The organism is Cupriavidus sp. 30B13, from assembly GCF_049059565.2.
Taxonomy (GTDB): domain Bacteria; phylum Pseudomonadota; class Gammaproteobacteria; order Burkholderiales; family Burkholderiaceae; genus Cupriavidus.
The window spans coordinates 2,356,290-2,374,019 of sequence record NZ_CP188223.1; the positions used below are offsets into that span (position 1 = coordinate 2,356,290).

The 17,730-nt window shown below is 69.4% G+C and carries 16 protein-coding genes; 2 read left to right on the forward strand and 14 right to left on the reverse strand.

Annotated elements, in window-relative coordinates; genetic code table 11:
• Positions 1 to 2 precede the first annotated feature (2 nt).
• The 5 genes from ACKI2N_RS10755 to alr all read right to left on the reverse strand — a co-directional run bounded on the left by ACKI2N_RS10755 (position 3) and on the right by alr (position 4,681).
• Positions 3 to 125, reverse strand: a complete 123-nt coding sequence (locus ACKI2N_RS10755; RefSeq protein ID WP_420998311.1) for a hypothetical protein — start codon at positions 123 to 125, stop codon at positions 3 to 5.
• Positions 126 to 745: 620 nt separating this feature from the next.
• On the reverse strand, positions 746 to 1,231 hold the full coding sequence (locus ACKI2N_RS10760; RefSeq protein WP_420997111.1) for a disulfide bond formation protein B: 486 nt from the start codon (positions 1,229 to 1,231) through the stop codon (positions 746 to 748).
• Between the two features lie 219 nt (positions 1,232 to 1,450).
• Positions 1,451 to 2,029, reverse strand: coding sequence for a GNAT family N-acetyltransferase (locus ACKI2N_RS10765; protein WP_420997112.1), 579 nt, complete (start codon positions 2,027 to 2,029; stop codon positions 1,451 to 1,453).
• A 24-nt stretch (positions 2,030 to 2,053) separates the two neighbouring features.
• On the reverse strand, positions 2,054 to 3,415 hold the full coding sequence (radA, locus tag ACKI2N_RS10770) for a DNA repair protein RadA (RefSeq protein WP_420997113.1): 1,362 nt from the start codon (positions 3,413 to 3,415) through the stop codon (positions 2,054 to 2,056).
• Between the two features lie 150 nt (positions 3,416 to 3,565).
• The gene (alr, locus tag ACKI2N_RS10775; protein ID WP_420997114.1) at positions 3,566 to 4,681 is read right to left on the reverse strand and encodes an alanine racemase; all 1,116 of its coding nucleotides are present in this window, start codon (positions 4,679 to 4,681) and stop codon (positions 3,566 to 3,568) included.
• A gap of 435 nt (positions 4,682 to 5,116) precedes the next feature.
• Here alr and lplT point away from each other — a divergent pair, with 435 nt between their 5' ends.
• Entirely contained in the window at positions 5,117 to 6,436 is a 1,320-nt protein-coding gene (lplT, locus tag ACKI2N_RS10780) for a lysophospholipid transporter LplT (protein WP_420997115.1), read from the forward strand.
• 22 nt (positions 6,437 to 6,458) lie between these two features.
• Here the strand turns inward: lplT and ACKI2N_RS10785 are convergent, their stop codons facing one another.
• From ACKI2N_RS10785 to tsaB, 8 genes are all read right to left on the reverse strand, one after another.
• The gene (locus tag ACKI2N_RS10785) at positions 6,459 to 7,553 is read right to left on the reverse strand and encodes a fimbrial protein (protein WP_420997116.1); all 1,095 of its coding nucleotides are present in this window, start codon (positions 7,551 to 7,553) and stop codon (positions 6,459 to 6,461) included.
• Positions 7,554 to 7,618: 65 nt separating this feature from the next.
• The gene (locus ACKI2N_RS10790) at positions 7,619 to 10,192 is read right to left on the reverse strand and encodes a fimbria/pilus outer membrane usher protein (protein ID WP_420997117.1); all 2,574 of its coding nucleotides are present in this window, start codon (positions 10,190 to 10,192) and stop codon (positions 7,619 to 7,621) included.
• A gap of 113 nt (positions 10,193 to 10,305) precedes the next feature.
• A complete protein-coding gene (locus ACKI2N_RS10795; RefSeq protein WP_420997118.1) occupies positions 10,306 to 11,055 on the reverse strand; it encodes a fimbria/pilus periplasmic chaperone in 750 nt (249 codons plus the stop codon).
• Positions 11,056 to 11,172: 117 nt separating this feature from the next.
• Positions 11,173 to 11,724: a fimbrial protein gene (locus tag ACKI2N_RS10800; protein ID WP_420997119.1), complete on the reverse strand. Its 552-nt coding sequence runs from the start codon at positions 11,722 to 11,724 to the stop codon at positions 11,173 to 11,175.
• Positions 11,725 to 12,318: 594 nt separating this feature from the next.
• Positions 12,319 to 13,551: a DUF1853 family protein gene (locus ACKI2N_RS10805; RefSeq protein WP_420997120.1), complete on the reverse strand. Its 1,233-nt coding sequence runs from the start codon at positions 13,549 to 13,551 to the stop codon at positions 12,319 to 12,321.
• Positions 13,532 to 14,467: a uracil-DNA glycosylase gene (locus ACKI2N_RS10810; RefSeq protein ID WP_420997121.1), complete on the reverse strand. Its 936-nt coding sequence runs from the start codon at positions 14,465 to 14,467 to the stop codon at positions 13,532 to 13,534. Before ACKI2N_RS10810 ends, ACKI2N_RS10805 begins: the two co-directional genes overlap by 20 nt.
• Positions 14,464 to 14,949: a ribosomal protein S18-alanine N-acetyltransferase gene (gene rimI / locus ACKI2N_RS10815; RefSeq protein ID WP_420997214.1), complete on the reverse strand. Its 486-nt coding sequence runs from the start codon at positions 14,947 to 14,949 to the stop codon at positions 14,464 to 14,466. Before rimI ends, ACKI2N_RS10810 begins: the two co-directional genes overlap by 4 nt.
• Before the next feature lie 80 nt (positions 14,950 to 15,029).
• Positions 15,030 to 15,800, reverse strand: coding sequence for a tRNA (adenosine(37)-N6)-threonylcarbamoyltransferase complex dimerization subunit type 1 TsaB (gene tsaB / locus ACKI2N_RS10820; protein ID WP_420997122.1), 771 nt, complete (start codon positions 15,798 to 15,800; stop codon positions 15,030 to 15,032).
• A gap of 204 nt (positions 15,801 to 16,004) precedes the next feature.
• On the opposite strand from tsaB, the gene ACKI2N_RS10825 reads away from it, so the two are divergent.
• Positions 16,005 to 16,274, forward strand: a complete 270-nt coding sequence (locus ACKI2N_RS10825) for an acyl-CoA-binding protein (RefSeq protein ID WP_420997123.1) — start codon at positions 16,005 to 16,007, stop codon at positions 16,272 to 16,274.
• Between the two features lie 19 nt (positions 16,275 to 16,293).
• Here the strand turns inward: ACKI2N_RS10825 and ACKI2N_RS10830 are convergent, their stop codons facing one another.
• Positions 16,294 to 17,697: a DHA2 family efflux MFS transporter permease subunit gene (locus ACKI2N_RS10830; protein ID WP_420997215.1), complete on the reverse strand. Its 1,404-nt coding sequence runs from the start codon at positions 17,695 to 17,697 to the stop codon at positions 16,294 to 16,296.
• Positions 17,698 to 17,730 lie beyond the last annotated feature (33 nt).

Sequence of the window (17,730 nt, forward strand, 5' to 3'; positions counted from 1 at the left end):
TTTTAAAAATCAAAATCAACTTCAAAGTCAAAGGCTTTCGCTCCCCCGGAGCGACCTACTTTCTTTTTTCCGAAAAGAAAGTAGGCAAAGAAAGCGGACTGCCTGGCCGGCAGGGGCAGAAACATTGGGATTTCTTCTTATGGTGGTTTCGTGGTGGGGCCTGCGGTTCTGCTGGCATCCTGCCGTTACCGGTTCCACTCGCCACGATCTTGCTGGCGGTATTGGTTTCGGGGTCAGACCTATGATGGCTGGCGCACTGCTTGTTCTGCCATCTGCCGTTACCGACTTGGGCGGCCACGACGTAGCACCCTCGTGGTTTCGTGGTGGGCGTGGTGGACCGGGGCGCGAGTGTGCCGGGCTTGTCTCAAGCGGGGGCCACCGCGCCCACCACGAAACCAGTGCCAGTCCTATGACGTGGCATCCGCTCCGGTCGCGGCAGCAGCTTGGACTACCTGGGCCGTCGCCATCATGCAGCGCCACCACGAATCGGACATTATTCGATATAGCACCATGGCTAGCGCCGGTAGCGTCAGCAGTCCAGCCGAAGCCGCCGCGCCCACCACGAAACCCAAATCAGATTTAAAGTCTGAGCGCCCAGCCTTCTGCAAGAATCGCTTTCTTTTGGTTACTTTTCTTTTCGAGAAAAGAAAAGTGACACTTACATGTGTGCGAATGGGCTATCAAGCTCGAGCCGCCAGGCCCACGAAAGCAAGCATGCTCTCAAATACCTAAACAAACCAAACCCTTATCGATAATTCTTCTCCCGCCGAATCATCCCCACCGCCAGCGTCGCCGTCAGGATAAACAACCAGATCAACGACCAGGCCGGAATCGACAATCCAAGAATCGGAGGCAACGGCGTAGTACACATGCCGTCCGAGAAGAACACCTGCGGCAGCAGCTTGGCCGTCGGCAAGCGGTTGACCCAGTTCTCCAGCGGGTCGATGCCGCAACTGGCCTTTGGGTTGAGCAGCAGCGACACGTGATAGCCGGCCACGGCGATGCCGCCGATGCCGGACAGCATGCCCAGCCCCTGCCACAGGCTGCGCGTGTTCTGCGCGAGGGCGGCCAGCAGCGAGAACAGGCCGATGCCGACGAAGGCGAAACGCTGCATCACGCACAGCGGGCAGGGCTGGTAGCCCTCCACGTGCTGGAGGTAGAGGGCATAGCCGACCAGCCCGAACGAGATCGCGGCGATCAGCAGGAAGAAACTGCGGGAATTGGCTTGCATGGCTCAGTAGCGAAAAGGACCCGACGGTGCCGCCGTGGACGATCTGTCGTCATGGCGGCGCCGTGCTTTGGTGCGCCGCCCGGCTGCCGGCCGGACGTGCGCAATGCGAGGCTCATTATTACCGATTTTGCGATGTGCGCCACGGCCTTCCCGCGCCGCCGGCAAGGCGCCGCTTGCGGCGGATTGACGCAGATCAGGAGAGCGTGCCGGCGGGTCAGGTTAACGACGCGCCGGCGCCTGCCAGCGCGCCGCCGGCAACCGGTACAGCCAGTGCGGGCGCAGCGGGCTGCCCGGCGCCACGGCCGGATGTTCGAAGGTGCCGGCGGGCAGCATGCCGAGCCGTTCCATCACCGCGCGCGAGCGGACGTTGGGCAGCGCCGTGAACGAGACGATCTCCGCCAGCCGCAGCCGCGCGAAGCCGAATTGCAGCGCGGCCTGCGCGGCCTCGGTGGCGTAGCCCTGCCCCCAGTACGCATGGGCGAGGCGCCAGCCGATTTCCACGCAGGGCGCGAACGGCAGCGCCGCGGCCGGTTCGTGCAGGCCGACGAAACCGATGAAGGCCTGGTCCGCCTTGCGCTCGGCCGCCCAGAAGCCCCACCCGCGCGCGGCGATCAGGCCCTGGCAGCGCAGTGCCATCGCGTCGCTGGCGGCGCGCTCCAGCGGCGCGGGAAAGCAGGCCATCACCAGCGGGTCGGCATTGAGCGCGGCGAACGGCGCGAAGTCCGCCGCGCGCCACTGGCGCAGGCGCAGGCGCGGGGTCTCCAGCGTGACCGGGTCCGGTGCCGGCGCGTCGCTCATGGGCAGTCGCTCATGGGCTGTCGCTCACTCGAGGTGGCGGACGCGGTCGATGGCCTGCTCCAGCCGCTCCACCGCGATCACCTCGAGCCCGTCGATCGGCTGCTTGGGCGCGTTGGCCTTGGGAATCACCGCCGTGGTGAAACCGAGCTTGGCGGCCTCGCGCAGGCGTTCCTGCCCGCGCGGGCTGGGCCGGATCTCACCGGCCAGGCCGACCTCGCCGAACACCACCAGGCCGCGCGGCAGCGGCTTGTTGCGCATGGAGGAATGGATGGCCAGCAGCACCGCCAGGTCGGCGGCCGGCTCGGCGATCTTGACGCCGCCCACGGCATTGAGGAAGACGTCCTGGTCGAAGCAGGCGATGCCGGCATGGCGATGCAGCACCGCCAGCAGCATGGCCAGCCGGTTCTGCTCCAGCCCCACGGCCAGGCGGCGCGGGTTGGGCACCTGCGCGGCGTCCACCAGCGCCTGCACCTCCACCAGCAGCGGCCGCGTGCCCTCCTGCGTGACCAGCACGCACGATCCCGCCACCTGCTGCTCGTGCTGCGACAGGAACAGCGCGGACGGATTGCTGATGCCGCGCAGGCCGCGCTCGGTCATGGCGAACACGCCCAGCTCGTTGACCGCGCCGAAGCGGTTCTTGAAGGCGCGCACCAGGCGGTGCGAGGAATGGGTGTCGCCCTCGAAGTACAGCACGGTGTCGACGATGTGCTCGAGCACGCGCGGGCCGGCCAGCGCGCCCTCCTTGGTCACGTGGCCGACCAGGATGATGGTGGTGCCGCTGCCCTTGGCGATGCGGGTGAGCTGCGCCGCGCATTCGCGCACCTGCGCCACCGAGCCGGGCGCCGAGGTAAGCGCCTCCGAGTACAGCGTCTGGATCGAGTCGATCACCGCCACCTCGGGCTTTTCCGCCTCCAGCGTGGCCTGGATCTTCTCGAGCTGGATCTCCGCCAGCAAGGCAAGCTGCGGGCTGTCCACGCCCAGGCGCTGCGCGCGCAGCGCGATCTGCGCGCCGGATTCTTCGCCGCTGACATACAGTACGCGGCGCTCGGCGGCCAGGTTGGCCAGCGCCTGCAGCAGCAGCGTGGACTTGCCGATGCCGGGGTCGCCGCCGATCAGCACCACCCCGCCGGCCACCAGCCCGCCGCCCAGCACGCGGTCGAATTCCTCGATGCCGCTGGAAAAGCGCGGCACGTCGGCCGCGTCGATCTCCGACAGGCGCTGCACGCGGGCCGACGCGGCCAGCGGCGCGAAGCGCTTGGCCGACGCGGTTTCCGCCACGGTCTCGACCAGCGTGTTCCATTGCTGGCAGTGCGGGCACTGGCCTTGCCAGCGCGGCGAGGTGCCGCCGCATTCGGTGCAGGTGTAGACGTTTTTTGGCTTGGCCAAGTCGGAGTCCCAGGGCAAACGGTGGAAAAAAGGGAGAGCGCAGCGGGGAAAGCGGCGGGCGAACCGCAGGCTGCCACGGACGGCGGCGCGCGTCGCCGCGGCGGGCGCGGAAGGCGGCGCGCGGGCAGCAGCCGGCCCGCGCGCCCGGGCTCAGGCCAGCGCGGCCTGTTCCGGCGCGGTCAGCGTCGCCACCGTGACCGGCACCCGCGGCGCCAGCGCGCACATCAGTTCATAACCCACGGTGCCGCTGGCGGCGGCCACGTCGTCGATCGGCAGACCCTGGCCCCACAAGGTCACGGGGCTGCCCACGCGGGCCTTGGGGCACGGCGTGAGGTCCACGCAGATCATGTCCATCGAGACCCGGCCCACCAGATGCGTGCGCACGCCGTCGACCAGCACCGGCGCCGGGTTGTCGCCCCAGCCGGCGGCGTGGCGCGGGTAGCCGTCGGCATAGCCGCAGGCCACCACGCCGATGCGCATGGCCCGCTGCGCCGTAAACAGCGAGCCGTAACCGACGGTATCGCCGGGCTGCAGGTCCTGCACGGAGATCAGTTCGCTGTGCAGCGACATGGCCGGCTGCAGGCCGAAGCTGCTCACGTCGGCCGCCACCCCGGAAGGCGAGGCGCCGTACAGCACGATGCCCGGCCGCACCCAGGCACGGTGCGCCAGCGGATGCCACAGCGTGGCGGCGGAGTTGGACAGGCTGGCCTCGCCCGGCAGGTTGGCCGTGGCGGCGTCGAACACCTCGACCTGGTGCGCGATGCCGCGCGGGCCGTCGGCGTCCGAGAAATGGGTCATATGCACGATGCTGCCCACGCAAGGCAAGGTGCGCGCGCGCTCCCAGGCCGTGCGGTACTGGTCGGGACGGAAGCCCAGCCGGTTCATGCCGGTATTGAGCTTGAGCTGGATGCCCAGCGGCCCCCTGGGGCGGGCGACTTCCAGCATGCGCAGCTGTTCTTCGCAATGCACCGCCGTGGTGAGGCGGTATTGTTCCAGCAGCGGCACATCCTGGGGCTGGAAGAAACCTTCCAGCAGCAGGATCGGGCCTTGCCAGCCGAGTTCGCGCAGCAGCACGGCTTCGTTCAGGTCGAGCAGGCCGAAACCGTCGGCGGCGCGCAGGCCGGCAAAGGCACGGCGGATGCCGTGGCCATAGGCGTTGGCCTTGACCACGGCCCATACGCGCGACTCGGGTGCGCAGCGGCGCACGACTTCCAGGTTGTTGGCCAGGGCCGGTTGGTGGATGACGGCGTGAATGGGTCTGGGCATGGGATCGCTGTTGCTTCTAGGGGGCTGCTGTGCGACCGCGCCGCGGGAATCCTGGCCGGCCAGCCGGGCCGCTGCCGGCCCGCGAATGCACCACATAGGGGAAGACCCGGTACGCGCGGCACGTCGCACAGACGTTATTTGAACACACTCGAGCAAACATTTAGGGAATCGCAGCGCGTCTGCGCTGTCCAACCGGCGGCCCGTAGATGCTCGGAATCGCCTTATTTTCGTGTTATAAAGCCGGACGTTCCGACCATGTTTTAAAAGTGATGCAATATGTCAAACACGGTGAGGCAAGCTGCACGGCACTCCCAGACCTGGTCCGGGCATCACTTTGACAACGGCGCCAGCCCAGGTTCCCCGCCGGCAATGACAGCCGCCAGCGCGGCGGTGACCGACTTGCACAGCAATTGCGATGGAGACAGAGTCCAAAGTATGAAGAAGGGTTTTTATACCATCATGGCGGCGCAGTTCTTCTCCTCGCTGGCCGACAACGCGCTGCTGATCGCCGCCATCGCCCTTCTCACCGAACTGCATTCCCCGCAGTGGATGACGCCGCTGCTCAAGCTGTTCTTCGTGCTGTCCTATGTGGTGCTGGCTGCCTTCGTGGGCGCCTTCGCGGACTCCATGCCCAAGGGCAAGGTGATGTTCATCACCAATACCATCAAGATCGCCGGCTGCGCCATCATGATGTTCGGGCTGCACCCGCTGTTCGCGTATGGCATCGTGGGCTTCGGCGCGGCCGCCTACTCGCCGGCCAAGTACGGCATCCTCACCGAGCTGCTGCCGCCGGAAAGGCTGGTGGCCGCCAACGGCTGGATCGAGGGCCTCACGGTCGGCTCGATCATCCTCGGCACGGTGGTGGGCGGCGCGCTGATCTCGGTGCATATGTCCAAGGTGCTGCTTGGCTTCGACATGCCGTTCGTGGACACCGGCATCCATACCCCGGCCGAGGCCGCCATGGTGGTTATCATGCTGTTCTACGTGGTCGCCGCCATCTTCAACCTGTTCATCCCGGAAACCGGCGCGCGCTATCCGCAGCAGGAAAAGAACCCGATCAAGCTGATCGCCGAGTTCGCGGACTGCTTCACCGCGCTGTGGCACGACAAGCTGGGCCAGATCTCGCTGGCCGTGACCACGCTGTTCTGGGGCGCCGGCGCCACCCTGCAGTTCATCGTGCTGAAGTGGGCCGAGAAGTCGCTGGAGCTGAACCTGTCGCAGGGCGCGCTGCTGCAGGCGGTGGTGGCGGTGGGCGTGGCGGTCGGCGCCATCCTGGCCGCGATGCGCATTCCGCTGCGCAAATCGCTGTCGGTGCTGCCCTTCGGCGTGGCGATGGGGGTGGTGGTGATGCTGATGGCGTTCTACACCAAGAACAGCCTGCCGGACCTCTCGCTCGACATCCTCGGCATGCACATGCCGCTGTACATGGCCGTCGCCTACCTGTTCCTGATGGTGGTGGGCGGCATGTCCGGCTACTTCGTGGTGCCGATGAACGCCCTGCTGCAGCACCGCGGCCACGTGCTGCTGTCCGCCGGCCACTCGATCGCCGTGCAGAATTTCAACGAGAACGTGTCGGTGCTGCTGATGCTGTGCCTGTACGCCCTGCTGATCAAGCTCAACGTGCCCATCGGCATCGTCATCGTGGCGTTCGGCATCTTCGTCTGCGTCACCATGCTGCTGGTGATGCGCCAGCACCGCTACAACATGCGCAACTTCAATTCGCTCGCCATGATCGGCGAGGACAAGCACCACTGACCCCGCGCCGCGGCGCCGGCGCCTACTTGTAGTCGATGGTGAACATCACCGATGTGTCGGCCCGCCCGGGCGTGACCGATTCGCCGGTCTGCACGTAGCGCGCCTGCAGCGGGATGGTATAGCTGCCGCCCTCGGCCGCCGCCGGCGCGATGCCGCTGGGCATCACGCTGCCGTACGTTACCGGCGTGCCGGCCTGCGTGGCGATCTGCAGCCCGACCCCGCCCGCCGCCGGCCTGGCCTCGCTGCCGGCGCTCAGCGCCACGATCCCCTTGGCCGCATCCACCACCTGCGTGACCGGCGTCAGCACGAAGCCGAGCTGATTGGCGGTGGTGCCCACGTTGCTCACCCCGTTGTCGTAGGAAACGCTGGCCGCGGCGCCGTGGAAGGCGGGGCAGTCCTGCAGCCGGATGTCGAATCCCTTCCATGGCGTGGCGCTGCCCGCGCCGGAGAAGCCGCCGGCTCCGTGGCTGCCCATGCGGACCGTGACGTCGGGCGTGGCGCAGGTCCGGGAAACGATGCTGAGGCTGCCGGCGAACGAAATCTCGAACGCCTGCAGATACTCGAACGCGCTGCTCTTGCGCCAGTTGGAGATCACCCGCGGCAACGATGCGCCCGCGATCGGGCCGCTGGCGGAAACCTGGCCGGTCTTGATCAGCGAGATCTCGACGTACTGCGGACCCACCGGGTAGATGCAGGTGAACAGGCAACTGGTGGTATCCAGGTCCGGATAGAAGCGGTTGGTGCGGATGTCGCGGATGGCCACGCCGATGCCCGGCAGCCCGGACTCGTACACCTTGCCGGCATAGGGCCCCTGGTTCCAGGCAGCGAGCGGCTGGCTGGTCGTCAGCTCGAGGGCGTTGTTGACCGTGGCGGTCGCGTAGTTCTTGCAATCGATGCTCACCGTCTGCGCGGACACCGTCTGGCTGTAGATGACGGTGCCGTCGGGCACGTCGCGGCCGATCGTGAGCGCGCCGGCGGCCAGCGGCACGGTCAGGGTCGGCGGGGTGGCCGAGCCGCTCCCCACATAGCAATCGGACTGGTCCAGCGCGGCGTTGGCGGCGCCGCTGGCGCCCAGGCCGATCAGCAGGGCGACGATACCGCGGAGATAGTGCTTCATGTCTTGCTCCTTCCTGTCTGGCGCGGCGCCGTCGCCGCAGCCGTTGTCTGTCGTGCCGGGCGCGCTCAGCCGCGCTCGCAGATGCGCTTGAGCCGCAGCAGCGGGCTGCTCTGCGCGCCTTCCACGGCGGGCTCGATCACGCACTGCTGGCCGGCGCCGTCGCCCCAGCGGGCCGTGAGCGGGCCGCCGCCGTCCTTCAGGCGCACATAGATGCGGCCGCCCTGCCCGACCAGCCCGGCGTTGTTGCCGCTGCCGTCGGTGATCTCGGCGCCGAACGGCACCGGCGTGCCGTCGGCCAGCGCCGCGTCGATCAGCGCCGCCTGGCCCGAGTCGGTCGCGTAGCGCAGCATCACCACCGCGCCCGCGCGCGGCGCGACCTGCTGGCTGGTCACCTTGAGCTCGATGTCGTCGGGAATGTTCGCCGGATCGAGCGAGATCTCGTTCTGCCGGTACGGCATCAGGTAAGGCACCACGCCGTAGCCGCGCCCGTCGAGCTTCAGGCCGGGATAGCTGTCGATCCTGGCGCCCGCCGCCGCCGGCGCTTCCAGCACCGCGAAGGTGTCGCCCGTGTATGGCGAGAAGCTGATGCCGCCCGGGTGCGCCACCACCGAGCCGCTCAGGCCAACCGACGCATTGCGGTAGCCCGCGCCCTGGCCATAGGAGCCCTGCACCGACGTATAAGGCGTGCGGTACTGGCCGTTGAGCGCGCCGGACACCTGGCCGGCGGCGCTGCGCGCGGCCGTCACGCCGTAGCTGAGCTGGTTGTCCTCGCCCGCCACGCCGCTGAGCGTGGTCTGCGCGGTGGTGCCGCCGCCGGTCTCGTGGCCCAGGCTGAACGCCAGTTGCGGTGCGCGGGGCTGGCGGCCGAGCGGCAGCGTGAGGTTGAGCATGAACTGGTTGTCGATGGCGCCGTTGCCGCCGCGCACGCGCGCGGCGGTGACCGAGTAGCCCACCGGGCCGATGCGGTTGCTGTAGCCGAGCTGGTACTGCACGTCGCGCTGCCTGCCGTTCCAGTAGTCCTGCGTGAACGCGCTGGCGAAGACCTGTCCCCAGCCGCGCGGCAGCGGCTGGTTGAGCGTCACCGAGGTACGGCTCCTGGGGCGGACCATCGAATCGATGTCCAGCCCGCGCCTGAAGGCTTCCTCCATGCGCGCCGCGCCGGAGAAATCGACATAGCGGTGCGAAGAGAAACGGTGGGTGGCCAGCGAGATGTTGCTGCCGGTCTGCTGGAACAGCTTGCTGTAGGCCAGCCGCGTGCTGGCGCCGCCGAAGGTCCGTCCGCCGATCCTGGCGTAGGCGCCGGTGACGTCCAGCGAGACCGCGCCGAAGCCGGTATCGAAGGCCGCGCCGGCCAGCACCGACGCATAGCGGTCGCTGGCCTGCACGCCGGCATAGCCGGTCAGGCTGTTGGTCAGCCCCCGCTGCACGGTGGCCTGCAGCAGCCTGGGGCGCGACGATAGCGCGGTGTCGTTGAGCACGCCGGCCGTGGCGCTGAAGCGCGTCATGCCGGGACGCAGCAGCATCGGCACCGCGGCATAGGGCACCGTGAAACTGCGCTCGCGCCCGTCGGCTTCCGTCACGGTAACCTGCAGGTCGCCGCCGTAGCCGGCCGGATAGAGGTCGTCGATGGCGAACGGGCCGGGCGCGACCGGCGTGTCGTAGATCACCACGCCGTTCTGCCGGATCGTCACGCGCGCGTTGGTGTCGGCCACGCCGCGCACCACCGGCGCATAGCCGCGCTGCGAGTCGGGCAGCATGCGGTCGTCGCTGGCGACCTGGGCGCCGATGAACGGCAGCGTGTCGAACAGCTCGCCCGAAGTGTTCGCGCCGCCCAGCACGAGCCGGCCCTGGATCGCGGTCAGGTCCTTCTGCACATAGGTGTTGACGTTCTGGTACTTGCTGCCGGCGCCGGCCTGCGCGCCGAGCGAGCCGTTATGGCGGAAATACCACTCGCCGATGTTGAAACCGGCATTGAGCGAGAGAAAGCCGGAAGTACTGGAAATGCCGCCCGACTCGCTGCGGTAGACATTGAGGCCGTAGCCGAGGAAACCGGCCGTCACGCCGCTGTCCCACAGCGCCGGGTTGACGTAGCCGCGCGGCGTGCGCCGCGTCATGTCCTGCGGAATGCCGACCTCCAGGCGCAGCAGGCCCGGGTCCAGCGTGGCGGTGGCGTGCGGCACGATCTCCGGCAGCGTCAGGCACGCGCCCGGCGCCCCGAGCGCCGCCAGCACGCCGGCGTCGAGCCTGGACATGTCGACGCCGAACTGGTCGAGCAAGGACAGCGTCATGCAAACCCGGCCGCGGCCCGGCGCGTCGCCCGCGCTCACCCGCACGTCCGCATAGCCGGCCAGGCGGCCGTTGACCGAAAGCTCGGCCCGGTACTCGCCCGGCAGCAGGGGGTTGCCCTCCTGGTAGCGCGACAGGTCGGCCTTGTGGCCGCCCTGCGGCACCAGGAAGTCGTCGTTGAATTCGACGCTGGCCACCACCGCGGTGGCCGGTGCCGCCGTGCCCGCCACCGTGCCCGCCGGCTGCATTGCCCATGCGCCGCCCATGCCGAACAAGGCCAGCAGCGCCAGGCACAGCGGCTTGCGTTGTGTGGAAAGTGCTTTCTCGGGGCGGAGCGAGGCGTCGGGGCGCATGATTTGCAGGCCGTTGGGCAAAGGGAGTCCCACGGCGGCGAACATGCGGCCGGCCGCGAGAACCGGGGTGACTGGAAGACGATGTGGAAAGTTGCGGCGCGAGGCCGCGCGCCCTACCTGGCGGCGGCGCCAGCCTTGTGGTCGTCGATGGCGCCGTAGTCGTTGACGGTGGTGAAGACCACCTGTGCGTCGCCGGCCGGCTGGGCCAGGCCTTCGACGGGCAGCTCGATGCTGCCCAGCGGCGGCACCATCCTGGCGTCGACCGCGTAGGTCTTGCCGCCGGCTTCCACCGCAGCGGAAGCGATGCTCACGTGATAAGGCGTGGGGTTGCTCGCCTTGGCCACGTAGCCGCCGGCACCGCCCGCGGCCGGCTGGATGGCCCAGGTCAGCCTGGCGGGCGCGCTGTTGGCGTCGCCGGGCAGGCCGCTGGGGCGGAAGAAAATCTTGAGGCGCGAGCGGAACGCCATCTGCAGCACGTTGTCCGGTGCGCCGTCCTTGAGCTTCGGCGGGACCTCGAGCACGTTGAGCCAGTAGACCGATTCGCGGTCCTGCGGCAGCGGCTCCTGCGTATAGACCAGGCGCAGCGACTGCCCCTTGCCGGGGTCGACGCGCGCGATGGGCGGCAGCAGCGTGAACGGCATGCCCGCGGCATTGGCGTCGGCGCGGGCGTTGCCGTCGTCGATCCAGCTTTGCAGCAGCGCCGGCACCTTGCCGTCGTTGGTGACCTTGACCGTGACCTGCTTGGCCTGCGCCGGATAGATGACGCGCGTGCCGGAGATGACCACGCCGGCCCATGCGCTCGCCGAGCCCAGCATGGCGGCGGCGATTGCCGCGGCGGCCAGCTTGCGTGTTCGTTGTCCCATGATTGTTCCCCTTGTTGGTTTCCCGTATCCGATCTTTCCCTCTGTGGCGTGCCTCCTTCTCTGGCACCGCGCCTTCCGGCAGCCCCTACGGGCGAGGCTGCCGGCGCGGCGGCGGGCTTACTTGTAGTCGATCGAGTAGGTCACCTGGCCGGTCACGGCGCCCGGGGCGACTTCGCCGCTCGTCGCGCGGTAGGCGACGACATACGGCAGGTCCACCGCGCCGTTGGACAGTTCATGCTTGGTGGTGCCGCTCTGGTTCTCGCTGCCGATGACGATCGGCGCGCCGCTGACGTCGGCCAGGACCAGTTCGACGTTCTCCGCGGCGTTGCCGACGGCGAGGTTCGTCAGGGCGCCGTTGTCCATGTTCACGCCGGGGCCGGCTTCGAAGAACGCCGAGGCGGAGGTGGCGGGGCCGGTGCAGTCCTTCAGGCCGATCACGAATTGGGTGGTGCCGGCGACGGCATTGGCTTCGCTCAGGGCGCCGGCGGCGACGGAGGGCAGCACCACGGTGGCGGCGGCCGGCGTTTCCGTGCCGTTGACGCTGATGCGGCAGGTCTGCGCGGTCACTTCGCCTTCGAAGTTGATGGTGCCGTCGGCGGCGTGCGCGGCGGTGGCGGCAACGGTCATGGCGGCGGCGGCGAGCAGAGTGCGGAGAATATTCTTGTTCATGGCGATTTCCAGTTTATTAGGTTGATTAAACACCCGTAAAATAGGAAGGATCATTTTCTACGGGGCCTGACCTGTTTGCCGGGCCAGTGAGTGAATTCTAATTTCCGGCGCCCGGCGTGTTAATTTGACCAGTACCAAGATTGGTAATAAATTTATAGTACTTGTACTAATAGGCAGTTTTTGGCATTCCCAAGCGCACCAGGAATCACTAAATCATCAGCAATTCAAAGTCATAAAACCGCACATTCCGGGTTATTTAGAAACAAAGACGACACATTTCGGCAATTTTCATCCAACAAAGCAGCCGAACCCAGCCTATGGGCGGGCAAGCGTTGCCAGGCACCTCGTCCGAACCACGGCATCGTACGAATCCGCTTTGTGACGACACCTGCCCCGAACAGCGAAAATGGCATTTTCGCCGTGAAAAGACCGGATATATTTTCGGCAGCCGGCAGCAAAGCCTGACGGAAAATGAACGCACGCGGAATGCCGGGAAGACGCAGGCGCCGGCCGGCCTGCGCTTCACGACGAAGGGGATTATTCAGGGAAAAATGCGCGAGAAAATCGGGTGCCGGACGGCGCCATGCGCGAAGGCTATGCCGACGCCCCGGCCACGCGCTGCCGCGCGCGCGCTTCCCAGCCGGGCGGCACCACGAAGCCGCGCGTGCGCTCGCGCCAGAGGCCCGGCGCCAGCGGCCCGGCGGGCTCCAGTTCGCACAGCATGACGGGCGCCTCGCGCCGCCAGCTCTTGTCGTGCCGGGTTTCCGCGAAGCGCTGCGCCAGCGCGTCGCGCACGGCCTCCATCAGCTCGGTCTGCGCCTGCGGCACCATGGCCGGCGCCATCCAGGCCGAGCGCGGCAGGCGGAACCAGCGCGAGCCCGTGCGCGTGGCGGCCCAGGCCGACCAGTCCGCCAGCGTCGACCACCAGCCGTGCAGGTGGTCCGGGGCGATGCCGAGGTCGCGCACGCCGGCCGGGACATGGCCGTTGCGGTAGAACAGCCAGCCGAGCAGGTAGACCTCGCTGCGGTCCACGTTCCGTCCCAGCAGCGCGCGCGCCTCCGGGACGCGCGACAGCGCCAGCTGGCGGTGCACGAGATGGCCGAGCTTGTCGCCCAGGCGGTCCACCAGGTTGGGGCCGACGAAATGATGCAGCCGCGGCGGCGCGGCGGCGCCGTGCCCGGCGTCGGGGGCGGGATCGACCAGCAGATAGAACTTGGCCGCCATTTCCCAGTGCACGATGGCGCCGCTGACGGCGTCGCGCCAGACGAAATCGAGTTCGCCCAGGGTCTGGACACCGTGGGCGCTGGCGCGCCGCACCGGCAGGTTGGCCGCCAGCAGTTCCAGCCCCGCGGTGTGTTCCAGCGTGAACTGGAGCAGGCGCTCGGCATGGCGTCCCAGCCGCAGGCTGGGCGCGTGCGCGGGGCCGTGCGGGCGCGCATGCTCGCGGCCCGCCGCCAGTTCGGCGATGGTGGCCGGCAGTGTGTCGGGATCGGCCGCGAGCAGCCAGCGCTGCCAGCCGGCCAGCGCGCCGTCCGGCCAATGCGCCAGGCCCGGGGCAATCTGTGCCGCTCCCGCGGCCGCAGCCGCCCCGCCGACGGCGGGAACCGCGTGGCCGTTGACCGTTTCGCCGGGCTCGCCGCCGTGGGCGGCGGCGCCCGCCCCTGCCGTTCCTACCGCCCCTACCGCCGGCAAGAACGCCAGCAACGGCGGCGACAGCGAGCACCAGGCCAGCTCGCGCAAGCGCTGCGAAGCGGCATGGCGCCACAGCGGCGCCACCTCGATGGCGCCGCCGGGGCCGAGGGCGGACTCAGGCCTCGGCTCCCGCACGGGCATGCACCTCGCGGGCCAGGCAAAGGTCTTCCCAGGCGCGCGCCTTGTCGGTCAGCGTGCGCAGCAGGTAGGCCGGGTGATAGGTCACCACTACCGGAATGCCCTCGTAGCTGTGCACGCTGCCGCGCAGCTTGCCGATCGGCGTGGTGGTGCGCAGCAGCGACTGCGCCGCGAACCGGCCCAGCACCACGATCAGCTTCGGCCGCACCAGCGCGATCTGGCGGCGCAGGTACGGTTCGCACTGCGCCACCTCGTCCGGCTCCGGGTTGCGGTTGCCGGGCGGGCGGCATTTCAGCACGTTGGCAATGAAGACATTGCGTCCGCGCGCCAGCCCGACCGCGGCCAGCATGTTGTCGAGCAGCTTGCCGGCCTGGCCGACGAAGGGCTCGCCCTGCTTGTCCTCGTTCTCGCCGGGGGCTTCGCCCACCAGCATCCACTCGGCCTGGCGGTCGCCGACGCCGAACACGGTCTGGGTGCGGCGGTCGCACAGGCCGCAGTCGGTGCAGCCCGAGACGCGCGCTTCCAGCGCGGCCCAGTCGAGCCCGGCGATGGCGGCCTCGCGCGCGCCGGCGCCAGGCGCCGCATGCGGGATGGCCGGCGCCGCCGGTGCGAGGCCGGTCCGTGGCTGCGCTTCGGGCCGGGCTTCCGGCTGCGGCGCGGCCGCGGGCTCGGCCCAGGCCGCCGCTGGCGCCTCGCCGCCAGTGCCGGCCTCGCCGGCAACAAGCGCCTGAGGCTGCACGGCAACCGCGGCAGCCGCGGCAGGCTCCGCTTCCATGTCCGGAGCCATTTCCGTGGTCACGGACATGGCCACCTCCGCCGCCACTTCCACGGCCTGCGCCAATGCCGGCGCGCGGCGCGGCACCCATTCCTCGTTCACGCCGAGCACCTCGAGAAACCTCGCGCGCCGGCTCATGGCTGGGCCTCCGCGGGCGACCACGCGCGGCGCAGCACCAGCGCATCCTCGCGAGCCTGGCCGGCCGCCGGGTAATATCCCTTGCGCCGGCCGATCTCGGCGAAGCCCGCCTGCCGGTAGAGCTCGATCGCGCCGGTATTGGAGGGCCGCACTTCCAGCAGCATGGTATGCAGGTGATGGGTGTGCGCGGTGGCCAGCGCGGCGGCCAGCATCAGCCGGCCCAGGCCGGTGCGCTGGTGGGCCGGATCCACGGTGATATTGAGCAGGTGCATCTCGTCCACCACCGGCATCAGCACGGCATAGGCGACCAGCGCGCCGGCGGGGTTGCGCAGCGTCATGCCGATATGGCCGGCCTTGACGGAGTTCTCGAAATTGCCGCGCGTCCATGGATGGCTGTAGGCGCGCGCCTCGATCCCGGCCACGGCTTCGACGTCGAGCGCGCTCATGCGCCCGATCGCCCAGCCCGCGCCCAGCGGCGGCATGACCGGCACGTCCGGCCAGGCGGTGGCCGGCGCCGCCGGCTGCGCGTCCTCGGCGGCGGGCGGCACGCTGCGGCGCGCGCTCATGGCCGCTCTCCCGCGGCGGCCAGCGTGGCGCGCTGCTCGGCGATCGCCTGGCGCTCGGCAATGGTCTGGGCGACCTTGTCGCGCAGATAGATCGGCATGGCATCCTCCGGCGCGACGGTTTCGTTGCGCGCCAGCGCGCGCAGCGCGATCGATACCAGCGCGGGCGCGGCGGGCAGCGCGTCCGGCACGCTGTGCTGCGCCAGCGCGCCGGCGGCCAGGCGTTCGCCGAACACGGCGGCGGCGTTGCCGGCCAGCCAGAACGGCGCGCCCGGCAAGGTCACCGCCTCGGGCGGGCATACCTGCATGGCGGTGACGGGCAGCCATTGCTGCGCGGCCTCGTCCCAGGCGAAGGCACCCGCATAGGCTTCGTCCATGCGGGCGTCCAGCGCCACCAGCACCGGCACCCCGGGCGGCAAGGCCGGCGCGCCCGCCTCGCCCAGGCGCACGCGCTCGGCGCAGGCCATCAGCGAATTGACGGGAACCACCGGCAGCCCGGCGCCGAAGGCCAGGCCCTGGGCCACGCCGCAGGCGGTGCGCAGGCCGGTGAAGGAACCGGGCCCGGCGCCGAAGGCGATGGCGCCGCAGTCCGCCAGCGCGATGCCGGCTTCGGCCAGCAGTTCGGCGGCGGCCGGCAGCACGCGCGCGGAAGAGCGCGGGCCGGTGTGCTCATGACGCACCAGGCACGCCAGGGCGCCGCCTTCGGCAAGGCGCCCGAGCGCGACGGAGCACCACTCGGTGGAGGTTTCGACAGCAAGAATCCAGGACATGGCGAGATTGTATCCGTTGCCACCTCAAAAGCTGAACTTGCGCGCCCGCCCGCACGGTCCGGCGCGCCTGCGGCGGCCCGGACCGAGGCCTTCTTCGGTTTCTTTGCACTCAAACGCAGGGCCGCGGGGGATATCATCGCGCAGTCCAGGGCCGTCCCCGCCGGGCCACCCCGCCCTTCCCCACGCATTCACCCAGGAGAACCCATGAGCGACCTGCAGGCCCGCTTCGCCCAAGCCCAGCTCGACGTCAAGCAACTGACCGAGCGCCCCAGCAACATGACCCTGCTGCGCCTCTACGCCCTGTTCAAGCAAGGCAGCGAAGGCGACGCCCACGGCGACAAGCCCGGCATGACCGATTTCGTCGGCCGCTACAAGTTCGAGGCCTGGGAGGCCATCAAGGGCACCAGCCAGGACGAAGCGAAGGAAAAGTACATCGCGCTGGTCGAGGAGCTGCGCGGCGGCACGGCCGCCTGAGGCCAGCCGCCCGCGTCCGCTATGCCGGCAGCGGCCGCGGCCGGATGCGCCACGCCGCCAGGATCGCGGTGGCGATCACCAGCCCGACCGCCAGGAAGGTTTCGTCGAAGGCGCGGATGCGCGCCGCGGCGTCGCCTTCCGGGCCCAGCACCGCGCCCTGCGCCGCCAGCCGCCACTGCAGGCCCACGCCTGCCAGGCTCACGCCGATGGCGCCGCCGAGCTGGCGCAGGAAGTTGATGCAGCTCGAACCCTGCGCGATCAGTGAATAGTCCACGCCGCGCATGGCGCCCAGCGTCAGCGACGGCAGGATGCAGCCCAGCCCGATCCGCCCCACGATCGCCCACGTCACCAGCAGCAGGTAGGGCGTGGCCTGCGAGCCCAGCGCCATCAGCAGGAAGGATGCCGCCAGCAGCGCCAGCCCGAACGAGACCTGCCGGTGCGGCGCGATGCGGTTGGTCAGCCGCCCCGCCGCGGCGATGGTGAAGGCCAGCGCCAGCCCGGCCGGCAGCAGCACCAGCCCCGCGCGCGACGGCGTGTAGGCCAGCGCCATCTGCATGTAGACCGGCAGCAGGTAGGTCGAGCCGAACAGGCCCGCGCCGTAGATGAAGGCCACCACCGCGCCGGCGGCGAACTGGCGGTAGCTGTACAGGCGCATGTTCATCAGCGGATGCGCCGCGCGCAGCTGCCACAGCACGAACACCACCAGCATCAGCACGCCGAAGCCCGCCAGCGCCAGCCCGGCCGCCATGCTCTCGCGCATCTGCACCACCCCGTTGAGCAGGCTCACGGTGGCGATGCCGGCCAGGCCCAGGCCCTGCCAGTCGAGCGGCTTGCGCTCGCCCATCATGGCCGAATCCACCGCCATGAAGCGGCGCGCCATATAGAGGCCGATCAGCGTCAGCGGCACCACCACGAAGAAGATCGAGCGCCAGCCGAACGCCTCCACCAGGAAGCCGCCCACGCTCGGGCCCAGCGCCGGCGCCAGCACCACGCCGAAGCCGAACAGGCCGATGGCGCGGCCCTGCTCGCGCTCCTCGAACACGCGCAGGATCAGGATATTGGGCAGCGGCTGCAGGATGCCCGCGGCAATCCCCTCGGCCACGCGCATGGCGATCATCACCTCGTAGGCCGGCGAAAAGCCGCCCACCAGTCCGCCCGTGCCCAGCAGCAGCAGGCTGCCCACGAAGGTGCGTCGCAGGCCGTAGCGGTTGAGCAGCCAGGGCGTGAGCAGCATCGACAGCGTCATGGCGATCATGAAGCTGGCCGCGACCCACTGCGCGCGCTCCTGCCCGAGCACGAAATGCTTGCTCAGGGCCGGCACGGCCACATTGACGATGGTCGAGGAAACGATCGACGACACCGTGCCGAGCATCAGCGTGAGCAGCACCAGCCAGCGCAGCCGGTCGCCGTAGCGCGCCCGCAGCGCGGCCCGCGTGGGGCCGCTCCCCGCCCTGGC